The 15373-nt window shown below is 32.3% G+C and carries 13 protein-coding genes and 3 pseudogenes; 2 read left to right on the forward strand and 14 right to left on the reverse strand.

Translation table 11 applies throughout. The annotated features are described in order from the left end of the window. Positions 1-29 precede the first annotated feature (29 nt). The 3 genes from ACVWY7_RS12590 to ACVWY7_RS12600 all read right to left on the reverse strand — a co-directional run bounded on the left by ACVWY7_RS12590 (position 30) and on the right by ACVWY7_RS12600 (position 2111). On the reverse strand, positions 30-770 hold the full coding sequence (locus tag ACVWY7_RS12590) for an epoxyqueuosine reductase QueH (protein ID WP_073524243.1): 741 nt from the start codon (positions 768-770) through the stop codon (positions 30-32). 308 nt (positions 771-1078) lie between these two features. Next, complete coding sequence (locus tag ACVWY7_RS12595; protein WP_000866018.1) at positions 1079-1711, reverse strand: nuclease-related domain-containing protein; 633 nt, start codon at positions 1709-1711, stop codon at positions 1079-1081. 16 nt (positions 1712-1727) lie between these two features. Then, positions 1728-2111 (reverse strand): hypothetical protein, encoded by a 384-nt coding sequence (locus tag ACVWY7_RS12600; protein WP_000828167.1) that lies wholly within the window; start codon positions 2109-2111, stop codon positions 1728-1730. A gap of 127 nt (positions 2112-2238) precedes the next feature. On the opposite strand from ACVWY7_RS12600, the gene ACVWY7_RS12605 reads away from it, so the two are divergent. After that, positions 2239-2406 carry a hypothetical protein gene (locus ACVWY7_RS12605; protein WP_175556156.1) on the forward strand — a complete coding sequence of 56 codons (168 nt, stop codon included), beginning with the start codon at positions 2239-2241 and terminating at the stop codon, positions 2404-2406. 49 nt (positions 2407-2455) lie between these two features. Here the strand turns inward: ACVWY7_RS12605 and ACVWY7_RS12610 are convergent, their stop codons facing one another. From ACVWY7_RS12610 to ACVWY7_RS12620, 3 genes and pseudogenes are all read right to left on the reverse strand, one after another. Then, positions 2456-3091, reverse strand: a complete 636-nt coding sequence (locus ACVWY7_RS12610; protein ID WP_000806956.1) for a hypothetical protein — start codon at positions 3089-3091, stop codon at positions 2456-2458. Beyond that, the gene (locus ACVWY7_RS12615; RefSeq protein ID WP_456523817.1) at positions 3091-3720 is read right to left on the reverse strand and encodes a hypothetical protein; all 630 of its coding nucleotides are present in this window, start codon (positions 3718-3720) and stop codon (positions 3091-3093) included. The genes ACVWY7_RS12610 and ACVWY7_RS12615 overlap by 1 nt, the downstream gene beginning before the upstream one ends. Before the next feature lie 317 nt (positions 3721-4037). Continuing rightward, positions 4038-4777, reverse strand: a pseudogene (locus tag ACVWY7_RS12620) (hypothetical protein). Positions 4778-5500: 723 nt separating this feature from the next. Between ACVWY7_RS12620 and ACVWY7_RS12625 the strand changes: the two are divergent. Further along, positions 5501-5659 (forward strand): annotated as a pseudogene (locus ACVWY7_RS12625) (helix-turn-helix domain-containing protein); the annotation flags it as partial. A gap of 708 nt (positions 5660-6367) precedes the next feature. On the opposite strand, the gene ACVWY7_RS12630 reads toward ACVWY7_RS12625, so the two are convergent. The 8 genes and pseudogenes from ACVWY7_RS12630 to ACVWY7_RS12665 all read right to left on the reverse strand — a co-directional run bounded on the left by ACVWY7_RS12630 (position 6368) and on the right by ACVWY7_RS12665 (position 15311). Continuing rightward, positions 6368-6826, reverse strand: a complete 459-nt coding sequence (locus tag ACVWY7_RS12630) for a GNAT family N-acetyltransferase (protein WP_073523971.1) — start codon at positions 6824-6826, stop codon at positions 6368-6370. Between the two features lie 224 nt (positions 6827-7050). Next, a complete protein-coding gene (locus tag ACVWY7_RS12635) occupies positions 7051-7869 on the reverse strand; it encodes a glycosyltransferase (protein ID WP_073524246.1) in 819 nt (272 codons plus the stop codon). A 585-nt stretch (positions 7870-8454) separates the two neighbouring features. Then, on the reverse strand, positions 8455-9021 hold the full coding sequence (locus ACVWY7_RS12640; RefSeq protein ID WP_073523973.1) for an acyltransferase: 567 nt from the start codon (positions 9019-9021) through the stop codon (positions 8455-8457). Next, positions 9014-10144, reverse strand: coding sequence for an aminotransferase class I/II-fold pyridoxal phosphate-dependent enzyme (locus tag ACVWY7_RS12645; RefSeq protein WP_073523975.1), 1131 nt, complete (start codon positions 10142-10144; stop codon positions 9014-9016). The genes ACVWY7_RS12640 and ACVWY7_RS12645 overlap by 8 nt, the downstream gene beginning before the upstream one ends. A 19-nt stretch (positions 10145-10163) precedes the next feature. After that, positions 10164-12719 (reverse strand): annotated as a pseudogene (locus ACVWY7_RS12650) (glycosyltransferase). Between the two features lie 176 nt (positions 12720-12895). Next, positions 12896-13687 (reverse strand): enoyl-CoA hydratase, encoded by a 792-nt coding sequence (locus tag ACVWY7_RS12655; RefSeq protein ID WP_073523977.1) that lies wholly within the window; start codon positions 13685-13687, stop codon positions 12896-12898. 502 nt (positions 13688-14189) lie between these two features. Continuing rightward, the gene (locus ACVWY7_RS12660) at positions 14190-14543 is read right to left on the reverse strand and encodes a hypothetical protein (protein ID WP_073523978.1); all 354 of its coding nucleotides are present in this window, start codon (positions 14541-14543) and stop codon (positions 14190-14192) included. Between the two features lie 150 nt (positions 14544-14693). Then, positions 14694-15311, reverse strand: coding sequence for a DUF2238 domain-containing protein (locus ACVWY7_RS12665; RefSeq protein ID WP_139242269.1), 618 nt, complete (start codon positions 15309-15311; stop codon positions 14694-14696). Between the last annotated feature and the right edge of the window lie 62 nt (positions 15312-15373).

Raw genomic sequence — 15373 nt, forward strand, 5'->3', positions numbered from 1 at the left:
AGGTTAATTTCACATCAAATTTTTCACGATTAAATCTCTTTTTTCAAACTAAGATTATTTTCTTTCAGATAATTTATTGCATCTTTGTTCACCGCTCGTAAATCTATACCTTGTTTTTCCGCTGCAAATGAACATCCACAATAACATTGACGGAAAACATCATATTCATTACACATTTCAATTGAGCGTTGATATCCATTACTTTTTTTAAAATCACTTGGTAAATAACGTGAATCATAATTTTGTTGCACACCAATCCCAAGTTCATTTATTAATTGACTATTTTTATTTTTAGAAAGAGTAATTGCACTACCGAAGTAGTCAAATCCCCTTTCCTGTGCTACCTCAGCTGAACGATCCAATCTCATATCAAAACAAGCTGAACAACGAAGCCCGCCTTCTGGCTCTTCTGCCAAACCTTCTTCTTTTACCATTTTAAAAAATACATTTGAACGATAGTCATCTTCAATAAATCCAACTGTGTGCCCTGTACGATCATTGAACTTGTCTACAAAAATCTTTTGTTCATTAGAGCGTCGCATGTATTCACTTTTCGGATGGATATTTGAATTTGAGAAGAAGATTGTAACATCTGCATGTTCTGCAAGAAATTCCAATGAAGAAGTACTACAAGGAGCACAACACGAATGAAGTAACACTTTTGGTCTTTCATTTCTTACTTCCCAATCTTTTATCATTTTTCTTAATACTTTGTCATAATTTATTTTCTGATTCTTCATTTTTTGTACATACGTTTCAACATCTAACACTTCTTTCACAACTAAACCTCCTATTTATTTTTATGTATCTATTTTATCATCTGTATTTATAAATAAATATATAGTTATATACATCTGTTCAACAGTCTTAAAACGGTTCTTATGGACTTTTAATAACCGTCCAAATAATGTACGTAGTCTATTACCTCTATTTCTAAAATATATCCTTAATCATTCTTTTTCATCACAAAGTCTTTTGGGTTACCTTTTAACTGATAATACTTCACGTTAAGACGAATAATTACTACGATGATTACCAAAAATCCTATTAAATATAACATTGTTCCTTTCTCCGTTTCTTATTGTTTAGCGAACTTATTCTGTAAATACTTCACATGTTTCTTATCAATGCCCTTATCGGTAATATTAGCTTGTAATATAGTTTGATAGATATGTTGGACTTCATCGATTGTTAGTTGCGGTTCAATATATGATTCAATACATTTTTTTAGATCGTAATAATATAGGACATGTTTATCTTTAGAATGAACATTTACCCTTTTTAGACTGCATTTTGGATGAAACGCGGCAATAGAGATACACGGCAACTGTTGTTCCATCACCCATTCAATTGCCTTTATATGTTTATAGTTTTGTCGAAATGGGTTTTGAAAAGAGGATTTCTTACTAAAAATACCCTGTGTCCACCTGGCTGATTTCTCACTTCCATAAATCCAGCCCTCGTAGTTCTTTGTCTCTATAACAAATACACCTGTTTCCGAGATAACAATATGATCAATTTGCGTTGTATCACCATACTCTGTATGAACCGTCACATCATGTAACACATAATAACTTGTGGGATCCAATTTTCCCAATATACGTTTCACTAGTCTTTCCCCGGCTTTCCATTTCGGTACATATTTTTTTAAAACGATGTTCAAAGGAATCAGAATCACAATGAGAATCAATTCGAATATCAATACTTTCATAATAGAAGCCTCCTTTTCACACTCTTGCATTTCTACGCATCAAACGATATACATACGTTTCTAATCCTAAAATAAAATATGAGATACATAAGCCTTTTATCACCATTTCTACGAATCCTAACGCTAAAGATACAAGGAGCCCACCCCGAAACTGAAAGGGTCTAGTTACCCTTCTATTTACTGGCTTTTCAATGACACCAAAGTTAGCCCATGTAGGTAAACGTTTTTCTACATTCTTTATTGTGCCCATTAATCCGTATTTTAGGGACAGAATGAAACAACCGATTAATAAATACGCAATGGAAGAAAAATAGACAGATAGGCTCATAACAATAATTGTGAGCAGCCAACCAATTAAAATGGAATTTCGCAAAACAATATATTCTCGATTTCTTTTCAAAACAAACAGTCCTTTCAATATAAATAAAGTTATTTTTCATTAAGAAATATTTACGTTTAATTGTAAGCATGATGTGATACGCGTCTCTATTAATTTACGAACCAGCCTAAAAAGGATTGTGATAGATATGTTAAAGCTTATAGTAGATCATACAGTAACAGAACAAGAAACAGATTCAGCTTTTTCAAGCCTTTTCACCTGCAAAAATACAACTGTATTTCTAAGTGGCATATTATCTCCTATATCGCTGGAATTACTTGAAGAATATGAAAGAAGAAACCAAATAGATAGATAAAAGGTACTGAATGTAGATTCAGTACCTTTTATTCTTTATATATAGTTTTTTAAATATTATCAAATAGCCATGGAGCGAGTACAGCTAACACACACAGCAAACAAGAGCCCGTTATAACACGGTTGGACCAACGGTAATACTCAGGCTGTTTTGTACTCTCATGAATTCTTCTTAGACGAATACCCGTGGTTAACATAAATGGTGTGAAAATAAGTGCTGTTGCTTTAAACAGGTCTAAAAAATCTGTAAAGATGTTCATAAACGAAAATTCATCAGAACTGAACAAAAAGTACACACTTAGTCTCATGGACATCATACTAATAAATGAGAAAATCATACTTCCAGTTGCCCACTTCATCCATTGACCATTCTTTGTAATTAACGCCATAACCATGACAATAATGCCTAATACGAATGAAATAGACAAGATATTTACTCCTACCTTAAAAGCCGGTGCATACAAACCTTCAATCTTTTGTATGATTGATGAGCCAAATGAATCATCTTTCTCTTTTGTTTTCGTTCGATTGTTTAATCCCTCTTTAAAGGATGACGAAACATCGTTTCCCTTCAATTCATTAAAATCAATTTTTGCAGAGGCCTGAGCTGCTTGTAAGGGGATAAATAGTAAAGCGATTAAAACAAGCATACTTAAGACTCCTATCATCCATTTTTCTTGTTTCATCATACATCCCCCGCTAATTTGGGTTTAACGCTCTTTAATTTGATTTGATTTCCTTCTGCAACATAATAGAGGTCTGCTGCATAATAGATATTTGCTTTTGTATATGCTCCCATAATTGCATTCGCGATTTCTTCCTTCTCTACTGCCATATGCGTTTCATTTTCATTGTAAAATTCAATTTCAATTCGATTAATATTATTATTTAATACTGTAAGATGTAACTCTTTTAAACTATCTAAACGATTGCCTAATCCACACACTAGCTTAAATACTTTATTTGCAATTGTCGGTGGTTTGACATAAGTCGTATTGAAATGAATAGTTTCATCATCTATCAATCCATCCTCCTCAACTGCGCATGTCATAATGAAAGAATGATTTTGTTTTTCTATTTCTTGTTGACTCAACTTGCGATCAATGACATATTTCAAGCTTATTGATAGATTTTCTATATATTCATCCAGTTCGGTATTGGGAATTTTAACCTCTGAGAATTCTGGAAAAATCATGTAAGCGTGTATATTAGAACTACTTTTACTTACACATAATAACTGAACTTGTTTCTTTTCATAGCGCACCGCTTGTTCTAATTTTTCTACTACGTTGTTGTTTATATGATCGATTGCCATATACTATCACTCCTATTTACTTTGATAAAATAATTTTTCATACAATACTCATGTTTTGATGCTATCTATTTAAAGTATTGGAATATTACGAAGAGTTCTCAATTCTCCTGTTGTAAGACTGTTAATCACCTAAATCTTAAAACATTTTAATATTACAATGACGTACAGCGTTCCATTATAGTCGAATATTCTAATGTATTGAATCATTCTATCTCACTCATTTGTACAAAAATAAAAAAATTTATCCTTGTACAAATGAGTGAGATAATGCTGCTTTTCATGCTATTTAACTAAGAAAATACAACTAGGAAATACATTCAGATATTTCCTAGTTGTCTATCACTCCATCTAACTAATGTATAGGAATACGATGAATCAATTTTTAATTCTAAATACAGCAGTTGATTTTCTGGTAATATTTCTCCCCTGTATGAACCCAATAGCGCTTGTTATTAAATATGTTTATTACGCAGGTGATTTCTTGCTCTCGTTCTACTACTTTAGCCGTCCATATCACAACCTGAAATTCTTCCTCTTTTAACACTCAATTTTGAACAGAAGTAGCATGTGCTGTTTCTTGTGGGATTTTCAGCTGTTCTAGTTCAGGAAATGTATCTTCATATCCTAATAATCCCTCTAGTTTATCCATATTGCTGGAAAATGGTATGTCCTCATCACTCGGAAATGAGGTATCATATACTGTTTTAGAAGCAGGAGTATAGTGAAAACTCTTAACATGCTCCACTACTTCAGCATCAATTTCCTGTTCTAACTTGTTACTGAATTCTTCATCCAAATTCTTTTGAACAGTAATAGCAACTAAATCATATATACCTGCTACCTCTTTTTCTAAGGTGATTTCTTTTGTTAGGACAGTAATACGCTCTTGTTCCCTACCAATAGGTCTATTTTCTCTCGGGCACCAATAAACGGGACGTTCTATCGGTGTATTTTCTCTTTCTTCCCTCTTGGCTTCTTCTATTAGAAATTTTTTTCTTGAATTACGAACTACAAAAAATACATAACAAAATAGACCGATAAAAATGTTTGTAAACATGGTATTCCCCTCTCGATTATGCAAATAAATCGAATTCAAATTGCCCATCAATTACTTTTCTTTTTCGTTCCCTTTCTTTTGAGAAGTATCTACTTCAACAATCCATTTATCCTAGAATGCAAAATCTTGTTTATGTACAAGCATACACTTATCCGCATTCAATATTTTCCCTACTGTTGGTGAGGGGGATAAAATCTCACCGCTAAAACATTTCCTACACGCATAATAATTGCCCCCCAGTTCTTTTTTGCAATAAAAAAGGAAGATCCAAGTATATACATCACTCAGTTCTTCCTTTTCCCCTCTGTAAACTACCTAGATTTGATTAAAATGGTAGTTCTTCACCTGTAATTTTAGATAGCGCATCCTTACCAGCAAATATATCATCCGGCTCTTTGGATCATCTAATACTGTCCAAATGTTATCTTTTTTCATTTTCATATCTCCTCTTTCTTGTAATTTGTTAAGGTTCATAACCCAGCCTGCGAACTTGAAAACAGTACAAAAAAGGCCTCTTCAAGTCGATTAATAATGTGCATAGCAAAATAAGCTATATATACACTAAATGGAGTATAAAAATCGGCATTCTTTTGATCAAAATGTTCTTAATTTGTATTTTGTGTCATTTTGTTGTTTTTTCAAGTATTCACCCGACTATGAAACGAGTATGTAATTAGAATAGCTATAGGATTAAATCGGTTTGAACCAGGGGAAAAAAGTTAAGTATCTACTGATTTTCTTCTAGGAAGAGCTTTTGATGCCGAGGGGGAAAGAAATGATTCAGAACTAGATCAATGGTTAAATGATATAAAACTTGCTCCATCCCAAAAGCGTGGAGAATTAAAACGTTTTTGGAATTTTATAATGCAAGAAGAAAAGTAATAAATTACCCCCTCTTTACAGTGTGGAGGTCTTGAGTTCAAGCCCTTTCTTGACCATATACTACGGTAAAATGGCGTTCTATCCAAAGTTAGAGAGCTTATTTTTGTCGGATAATTTATTCATTAGTTTAGCCGAAATATTTGCGTTACGCGCCAAACTGTATGAAACGGAAGCCTCCTATTTCATACATACAACGTAAATCAGAGATTTCATGATATTGGCGTTTAGTCTGCCTTTAGACATGGGAGTGTTAATTAGTGATTATCAATACACATGAGCATTTAGTCCGTAATATCTACTGGAAAAGAACGCCTTACACCACTTCGCATAACTATCTTCTCCATAATATTTGATTTTTTTCAAAGTATAATCGGTAAAAACTACTTTTATTTGCATGTATTCGACTCTTTTTAGTTATAAATACGAGGGCATTGTAAAGTTTGCTTTCCCATCTCATTTATTTCTCTATTTCCTATAAATAAACATAAGAGAAAAAAAGTAATAATAGATTAAAATGCAAAGTGATAATAAAGTTATTTAATTTTAATATAAAAAATATAAGAGCCTTGCTACATTTTATTGTAGTAAGGCTCTTTAAAGTTGTTTAATTTCTATTCATTTAAATACATTTAAACTTAAAGTTCAATAACATAGTTATTTAATCTTATTCAACTAAAGCACCTGCTTGTTAAACAAGGGACGCTTTAATTATAGAGCCGTTGACTTTTTAAACAAAGGTATGTTACCTCCACTAGGTCCATACGCAACCCCAATCTTTTCCCATCCATATTTTTCATAATATTCTTTAAGATCTGAAGTAAGATAAAGAAATTTGTATCCTCTTTTTGCCGCTTCTAGAAGTCCATGATTCAACATTTTTTCTCCTAGAGCGTTGCCCCTAAATTTTTCATCTACAAACAAACATGCTAGCCAAGGGCTCAGATCCTGACGACTATTTAAATCATTACGAATTAATGCATAAATTCCGATAATCTTATCATCTACTTTTGCAACGTAAAAACTGGGTATGTCATTTGGATTATTTAAAGCATTAATCATACAATCTTCATAAAAAGCACGCCCTCCTTCTTCACCCCATTCTTTCCAAAAAACATCTATAGCCTTATTAAATAAGTAATCCTTCTTTAGTAATTGAATTATTTCCATAAAGCTATCATCCCCAGAAAATTATTTAATAATTGTAGAACAAAACAAAATCAATATTTTTCAATTATCTATATTTTATCTATGTAATCAGGTATGATTTCCTCACCTTAGAATATAGAGTTTTAAATATTTATTCTCTTAATTTATAAAAATTCCTTCTTAACCGAACCTGCCTCTTTAGTGACATAGAGAATGTTTTTCATTTTTAAACAACTTTATTGTCATTAAACATAAAATATGTGAGATAGCTTGAAATTTACATTTGTTTTATAGTTAAAATATTTATCCATTTTAAATGAAGCACTTTTTCCAATCCCTAATGCTTTTTCAAAATTCATCTTAATCCATAATAAGTTGTTTAATATGGAATTGCTATCTTCTTCTATCTTCAGATAGTCTTCACCATGTTTAAGTATACGATCATCGTTTCGGTGATTCGTTGAAACTAAGATACACCCTGTCGCCATTGCATCAGCTGCAGCAGTAGTTGGAAATCCATCAATAGCAAAGTTATCTTTTGTACTACAACAGATAACTATATGAGATTTTACATATAAGTGTTTTAGTTTTTCGAAATCTAATATGCCCCAAAAAGTATAATTCGTGTTTGTTAATAGATGTAAGCTACCTTCCCAGTTTCCTACAATATGTAAATGAAATTGATCATCAAGTTTATTAAATGCTTGCGCTAATAAAGGAAATCCTTTTCTTTCTGCATTGTGAGCCACAAATATTATCTGTATTGGCTTAGAAATAACCTTTTGATTATAATGATAAAAATCTGTATTAATCACTCCTGGAACATAAATACTATTTGGGATAGTATTTAATACTTCATTTGCATTAGAGAATACTGTTTTACAATGCTTAGATACTATATTTAAAAATTCAACAGAAGTATAAGGATCTAATCCCCCTCCTGGATATACTGTAGTGTGAAGGTCAATATGATTTTCCTTTAAAAAAGTAGCTATATCAAGTTTGGGATTTGCTCCCGGCATTTGTGTCCTGTCTGGAAGATAACAAGTGCCTAATAAACTCAACACGAAATTAAAAAAAACACAATATATATCGGTAATTCCTTCTTCTTTCGCTATCTTATTGAATAATTGAAAATCATGTACTTTGGTTGGGAAATCATCTGTATATACCTCAGTAGCAAAGTAAAGAGTATCGGGTCGTTCTTTATAAATTTGGTAATTCTCCCAATAACGAAATCCACTTAACTTCCAAGGGAATTTGGTATCAATTACCGCAAGACGTCTTTGAGATTTATCCTTCATTTTTAACCACTCACTTCCATCTTCTCTCTTGCAACCGCAAATAGAATGGTTTCTTGAGCATTGATTGTTTATTACTTGAATGATATAAAGTGATTCAATCGAGAAATTCATAAAAAAAAACGCCCTCCTTTCCTATTTAGCTTATTTAGAAAGAATAACGTTTTTTTACTTTAGGATAGTGGAAATGTTTAAGGGGATAGCAATGTGTTACAACCCTTTTTACTACAAAAAGACAACATATAAAGATAGCCCCATAAATAATACAGTAATCACATAATATCCCCTCATACATACATGTCTTTTTTTATTTTTTTGAGAAATGCTGCAACAAAATCTTTTAAACACTCAGGAATTAATGCTTTTTAAGAATTCATTTTCTAACTCTAATATCTTTTTTTTACGAGCTTTTATTTTTCTTACAGGCACCCCAGCATACATATACCAATCATCTAAACTTTCTTTTACCATACTCATCGCGCCAACTGCCGCTCCTTCTCCTATTACTACATTTGGAAAGATAATAGAATGCGCACCAACAATGGCATGCTTTTTTAAGATAACTTTTCCAGCTTTCACATTTTTATATTGATGTGGAACAGTCGGTCCCATTAATGTATTTCCGCTAAAATCATCAATTGCTGCATATACAATTGTTTTTGATGAAACATTTGCAAAATCATGCATTTCAATCCCCATTTCTCCTCCATATAACGCTGTATATGCCGCTATGTGCGAATAACTTCCAATTGTAATTTTGCCACTTAAAATGCAAAAGTCATCGATTCTTACATTATTTCCAACAGATATAGCACCTGGATTATATACGCTGGTTTTTTTACTTATTAATACATTTTCCCCGACAGATAGAAAGCCAATTTCGCTCAACTCTTCTTGACTATAAAAACTATTCATCTCTGGACACCACCTTCTGCATTAAACACATTATAATTTGCTCCACGATTTCTTTCGTCATTCCTTCCCATAAAGGTAGACTAATTATTCGTTTTGCTATTTTATTTGTATTTGTTAAATCTGTAGACTTGTAGTTTTTAAAGAAATCTTGTTGGTGACAAGATGGTGAAAAATATGATCTAGCTTCTATCTTTTGCTTTTTCAACACTTCTATTACTTGCATATTGTTAATTTTTTCTGGACAGAGAATAGGCATAAATTGATGAATAACTGCTTCTGTCTTTTGAACTTGCCAACCTTTTTTCATTAATCCCGTACTTTGTAATAACTGTTTATACCATTCAGAGATACGATTTCGTTCTTGCATTTTTTGATTCCATGTATTTATCGTTGTAATCCCAATAGCTGCTGCATATTCAGTCATTTTACAGTTAAACCCCATCATCGTACATTCACGATTATGATCAAATCCAAAATTACCCATTCTTTTAATTTGATTTATCTCTTCCTCATTATGGCTATATATCATACCACCTTCACCAATTCCGAAAGGCTTTGTTGCATGAAAACTATATACAATCATACCACTAAAATTCTGACCGTAATGTATACCCTCATGCATTAATCCAAACCCTGGTGCTGCATCTACAACAACCGGAACACCCTTTTTCTCTAATTCTGCATAGTCTTTCAAGTCCATCCATGATCCGAATGTTGCATATGGAACAACAACTGCAACCTCTTCTTTTAATTCATCAATCTTATCCAAAAGTACCGTTTTATCCATACACCAATCATCTAATGAAATATCAATAAAATAAGGCTCCAAGCCACACCAAATAGCTGCCAATGGAGTAGCAGGGAATGTAAAACTAGGCATAAGAGCATACTTTCCTTTTTTTCTTTTCTTACATTGAATTGCCGCCATTAACCCTAGCGTTGCGTTTGCTACTGTTGTAACAGCTCCCCTGTTCTGAAAAAATTCCGACATAATCGTTTCTTCAAAACGTTGATTTATAGGTCCATAATTTGTATATATGTGGGATATATCAATTCGCTCTAATTCATCTAAGTACTCGTTTGCAGGTACAATTGACGCACGTAAAAAAGGAATATTATCCATATTCATCTATTCCTTTCTATCATTTTCGGACAATATAGAGCATATCCGTTTCAGATAATCCAAATTTCCTAGCAATTTCTATTCCTTGTTTCTCAGCTATGTTATACAATTCCACCTTAAAGCCTGCATCTGTTAATCGTTGAATAAATCCCGATCGATTATAAATCCTTACATGATCTTCTTGACCAAAGGCTATTTTCCTCAATAATGGCGTTACAATAGATTTATCCTCTATAATAAAATCTACATTCATTACGATTGGCACCTGAATAATTCCCCATCCATTTGGCTTTAGTACCCTATATAATTCTCGCATTGCTTTTTCATCGTCAGGCACGTGTTCTAATACATGACTACATAAAATAACATCAAAGGTATTATTTTCGTATGCAATTCTCGTAATATCAATTTCCTCCATTAAAGAATCCTTTGGTTCTAAATCCCCACATATATAAGTAATGTTTTTAAACTGGTTAAGCCATCCTCTTACCTTCACTTCAGGTGCAATATGAAGCATAGTATAATTCCTACTTAACAAATCCGTTTCCGCTTCAATGTACGCACGATACAACCTGTCACGATCCATCGAATAGCAAACTGGACAGATACCTGTATCTTTATTCCACATCTCAAATTCATATTTTAGAAAATCATAATGTGCTGGCCAAGGAGAAAAACTTTTAAATTCTTGATTGCAATATTGGCAATAACAAATATTTTCCTCGAATATATGAGTAACTAGTTTATTTAACCCGCTTTTTATCTTTTCATTATAAATTTGATTTAGTTCTCCACTTCTTACTGCATCCTTAAGTATAAATCCCGCATTCTCCAAACAATAAGATAAGCTCTCTTTATAATCTTGTTCAGCATTTAAAAACCCACTATTATGTGCATCTGTAATTAATTCAATCCATTCTTCAATTGTCATTAATATAAAGTGCATTTGTTTTTGATTTTGTCCACTATGTTGTCTAAAGTAGCTTAGAGGTTCCTGTATATAAACTACTTTCCCTTTCCTCATCATATCTAACCAAGTTGCAATGTCATTAATGGAAGAATACGCTTTTCCCTTAAAATAACCAAATTTCCCTCCAAAAAAATTACGATTAAACAAAACCGTTGTAGGTTCTCCAACTACGTTTTTCAAGTTTTTCAACATATAATTCCCTAGTGTTTCCCCTTCAAAAATTGTAGTTTCTGTGGCAATTTTCACATTCAATGTTGAGGGTGGTAATACGTCTCCATTCTCATCAATCAGTTCACGGTACGACGTCACAAATGCAATGTTTTCTAATTCAAAAAAGTATTTCATCATTCTCTCAATCTTTTCATAATGAAATAAATCATCATCTAATAAGAAATTTATATATTCACCAGTAGCAAGCTCTATACATTGATTAAAATTTTCAGCCACCAATGGATTTTCATTTTTAACATATGTTATATATTCATATTCTTTTAAGTATGGTTGGATCATTGCTTTTACTTCATCATTTGTACTATCGTCAGAAATTATAATTTCAATATTTTCATAGGTTTGATTCAAAGCACTTTTGAGGGCTAATTCTAAGTAATGAGGTCTATTGTAGGCAGGAATTAGTATACTGACTTTTGGGAGATGCGAGTTGATATTCATCCGCTGTTTTTTCTTTTCTATATTTATTTTCTTTAGCTTGATTTGTTGATAGTAGTCCAATGAATATAATATGGATGATGGGACGATTCTTCTTGCATAGTCTAGAAAATTAGTAATAGCTTTGTCTAACTCCTCTTCGGAAGATAAGAAACCATATTTTTCTCCAGCAATAATACTATGCGAAAAATCTTCTACCCCATCCATCATTTTATTAGATTCATTTAACTGCTGATTTGAATGTAATCGAAAGTAACTGAGTGTCTCCGCTATATATACTGCTTTCCCTTTACTCAGTAAGGATAACCATGAAGCTATATCTACGTTGCAAAGATACCGCCTTTTATCAAACACACCATACGGTTCTGTTAAATCATTTTTACGAAATAACACCGTTGTAGGTTCTCCTATATAATTCTTTTGATTCATAATCACAATATTTCCTAATTGTGGCCCATCTATAATCGTATCTGTATAAAATAAACGCATCGTTGAATAAACATCTGGCAATAGGTTTCCTTCTGCATCCATTACTTGGCGATGGGATGTTACAAGCTTAATTTCATTATCTAGGTCATTTAAAAAGTATTTCATCATTTTTTCAATTTTATTTACATGAAATAAATCATCATCCATTAAGAAGTTTACATACTCACCTTTCGCTTTATGAAATAACATAAGTGAGTTCTCAAATTGTCCAAGAGTTGACCTATTCTTTATATAAATAATATTTGAATGATCATACAAGTACTTTTGTAACACTTTCTCTGTTTCGTCGTTTGTACTATCATCCCCTATTATAATTTCTATATTAGGATATGTTTGTTCTAATACACTACATAAAGCTTTTTCAAATTAGTGTGGACGATTATACGTAGGAATTAATACACTTACTAAAGGCGTTTGATTTATTTCCTTTTCATTTGTACCATTTTCCATTCTATTCCTCCGCTTTTTTATTTATTTTCACTTTTGAAATATACATGCTACTACAAATGTACTTATTAAGATGAACTAGATCTGAAAGGTGTTTCGAAAACTAAATAAATAGCTTTAAAAATAGCATCTATATTGGCATAGTGTAGACTAAACCTTGATACTTTTTTCGTCCCATTCTATTTATTTGTAAAATGGGGCATTCTTTTTTCAATAAATGCCTTTACCCCCTCCTTCACATCTTCTGTTTGAAATACTTTTCCAAAATAACGCGATTCAATCTCAAGCCCTTCTTGTAAAGGTACTGTTGCACCTTCGCGAATTGCCAACTTCATATAGGCGAGAGCTGGAAGAGAAAATTTACTTATATCCCTTGCAATCTCTTTTGCTTTATTTAACGCCTCTCCTCGAGGTGTAATGTAGTTAACTAAACCTATTTCTTTTGCTTCTTTTGCTGTAATCGATTTCCCTGTGAACATCATCTCTTTTGCTTTCCCTTCTCCAATTAATCTAGGTAAGCGTTGGGTTCCTCCAGCACCAGGAAATAAACCTAACGTAATTTCTGGTAATCCAATTAAAACTTGTTCTTCTATTACCCTTAAGTCACAAGCAAGTACTAATTCACATCCACCACCTAGTGCTAACCCATTAACAGCAGCTATAGTCGGTTTAGACAGATTCTCTAGTTGATTAAGTGGCTGTTGCAATTCTAATGATTTCATCTCAGCATATTTTTCACCTTTGCCCATCCAATCTGGAAATTCTTTTATATTCCCTCCTGCTACAAAGGCCTTTTCTCCACTTCCAGTTATAATTACGACTGAGATATCATTATCAATTTCTATTTCCTCTAATACATCTACTAATTGTTGAACTACTTCTAAACTTAAAGTGTTGACTGGTGGATTTTGAATTGTAACGACTGCAATACTTCCTTTTTTATTACAAGTTACTACTCGTTCATTCTTCATAAAAGGTCCCCTTTTAAACTCTCTAATTTTTCACAACACCAAGCATCTTCACTCACTATCAGCCTAAATTTCCGAATATGGTTCCGCTTTTAGAAATTCATCAATTTATTGTATGAACTGTAGAAGCATAAAATGAGCAATCCTTTCTTAGCACCTTTTTATAATCTCAACATATTTTCAAATTGTTCTTTTACTATATTAATTAGCTTCATGTTTCTTTTATTTCCGTTACACAGTTTCTGAAGCTGAGATGAATCGTAGGAAAAATGAGATAAGGAGACTGGTACATAAGATACATTAAAGAAGGACAATTTAAGGCCGAGATAGCATGAAATATAGCCATAAAAAACTATATAAAAATATATAATGATAATTTGTAGTTTTTTGTATAAATCGGTGATTACTTTAAGGATTTATTGGGGATCACCATTTCAAAAAAGAAGATTGTACGTTTAGATATAAATTAACCGGTTCCCTGCAAGATAAAGAACCGGCTATCTATTTACTGTTGTTTTGATGGAATTTTTGTTTTGTAATGGTGGTGATTATTAGTTTGGTTACCATGTCTCTCTTGGTTGTTAGGCGTAATTTCATCAGCAAATTCCATATTTGCTGAATTTACTTTGGATGGAATAAATGATCTTGTTTTATTTTGAAAACCTTGGAACGTATGTTTTATAGGTTTCATCATGCTTGAATTACGTGTTGCTAATACACCTAAAATGGTTCCTAATCCTAGTAAAGAAACCCAAATCCATCCTTTATTTTTCTTCTTTTTATTTCCAAATAACTCAAACATTTGTTGAGTTATTTTTTTTGAATCGAATACTGACATCAAAAAATTAAGGATATTCATTTTTGGCCCCCCTGAAAAAAATCGTAAAAAGAAACACTCGTTTCAATTTCACATATTTTATGATGTGATATTTTATAGAGATTTATGATGCCAACTTATACTAATAGTTCTTGATTTTCAAGCGGGAACTTCCTAATGATTGGAAATTTATCAATTCTTTTTCAATAGTCGGTTATGTAATGTCGAAAGGGTGAGTAACGTAAGAATCGAGCCTACTAAGGCAAGTGACATATCCCATTGTGCATCCCATATATCGCCTTGCATACCTAAAAAGTCTTTTGCCCCTTTTCCTCCCTTTGCTATTTTAAAAGCTAACCATTCGATGATTTCGTATAGTGCAGCAATAGCAAGCGAAACACTTATACTAATCGTAACTAACCAAGAACCTTCGGTGAGTTGAGTTTTCCGTAATAATATTTCTCTTATCACAATGATAAACAAGCCTTTTATCAAATGTCCAAATCGATCATAGTGATTTCGATTTAAATCAAAGACATCTTTTATCCAATTAAAAAGAGGAACCTTTGAGTATGTGTAATGACCGCCGATGAACATTATGATGGCTAGTATTGCAATAATGATATAAGAGAGAGTAGTAAAGCGAAACTTATTGTATATTGCAATTATAATGATTAGACCGAGAACGGCAGGAATGGCTTCCGCTGCCCATGACGAGTAACTTGCAGGCTTAATAACAGACCATATAAAAACTGCAGTAACAATTAATAATAAAAATAGATGAATCATTTTACTTTTGTCCCTTATCACTTTTTTCACTCCTATTGAAAGGCTTTCTGCTTAAAGTATTTAAAAAAATACAGTTTCATATA

Source organism: Bacillus sp. TE9106W, assembly GCF_054062215.1.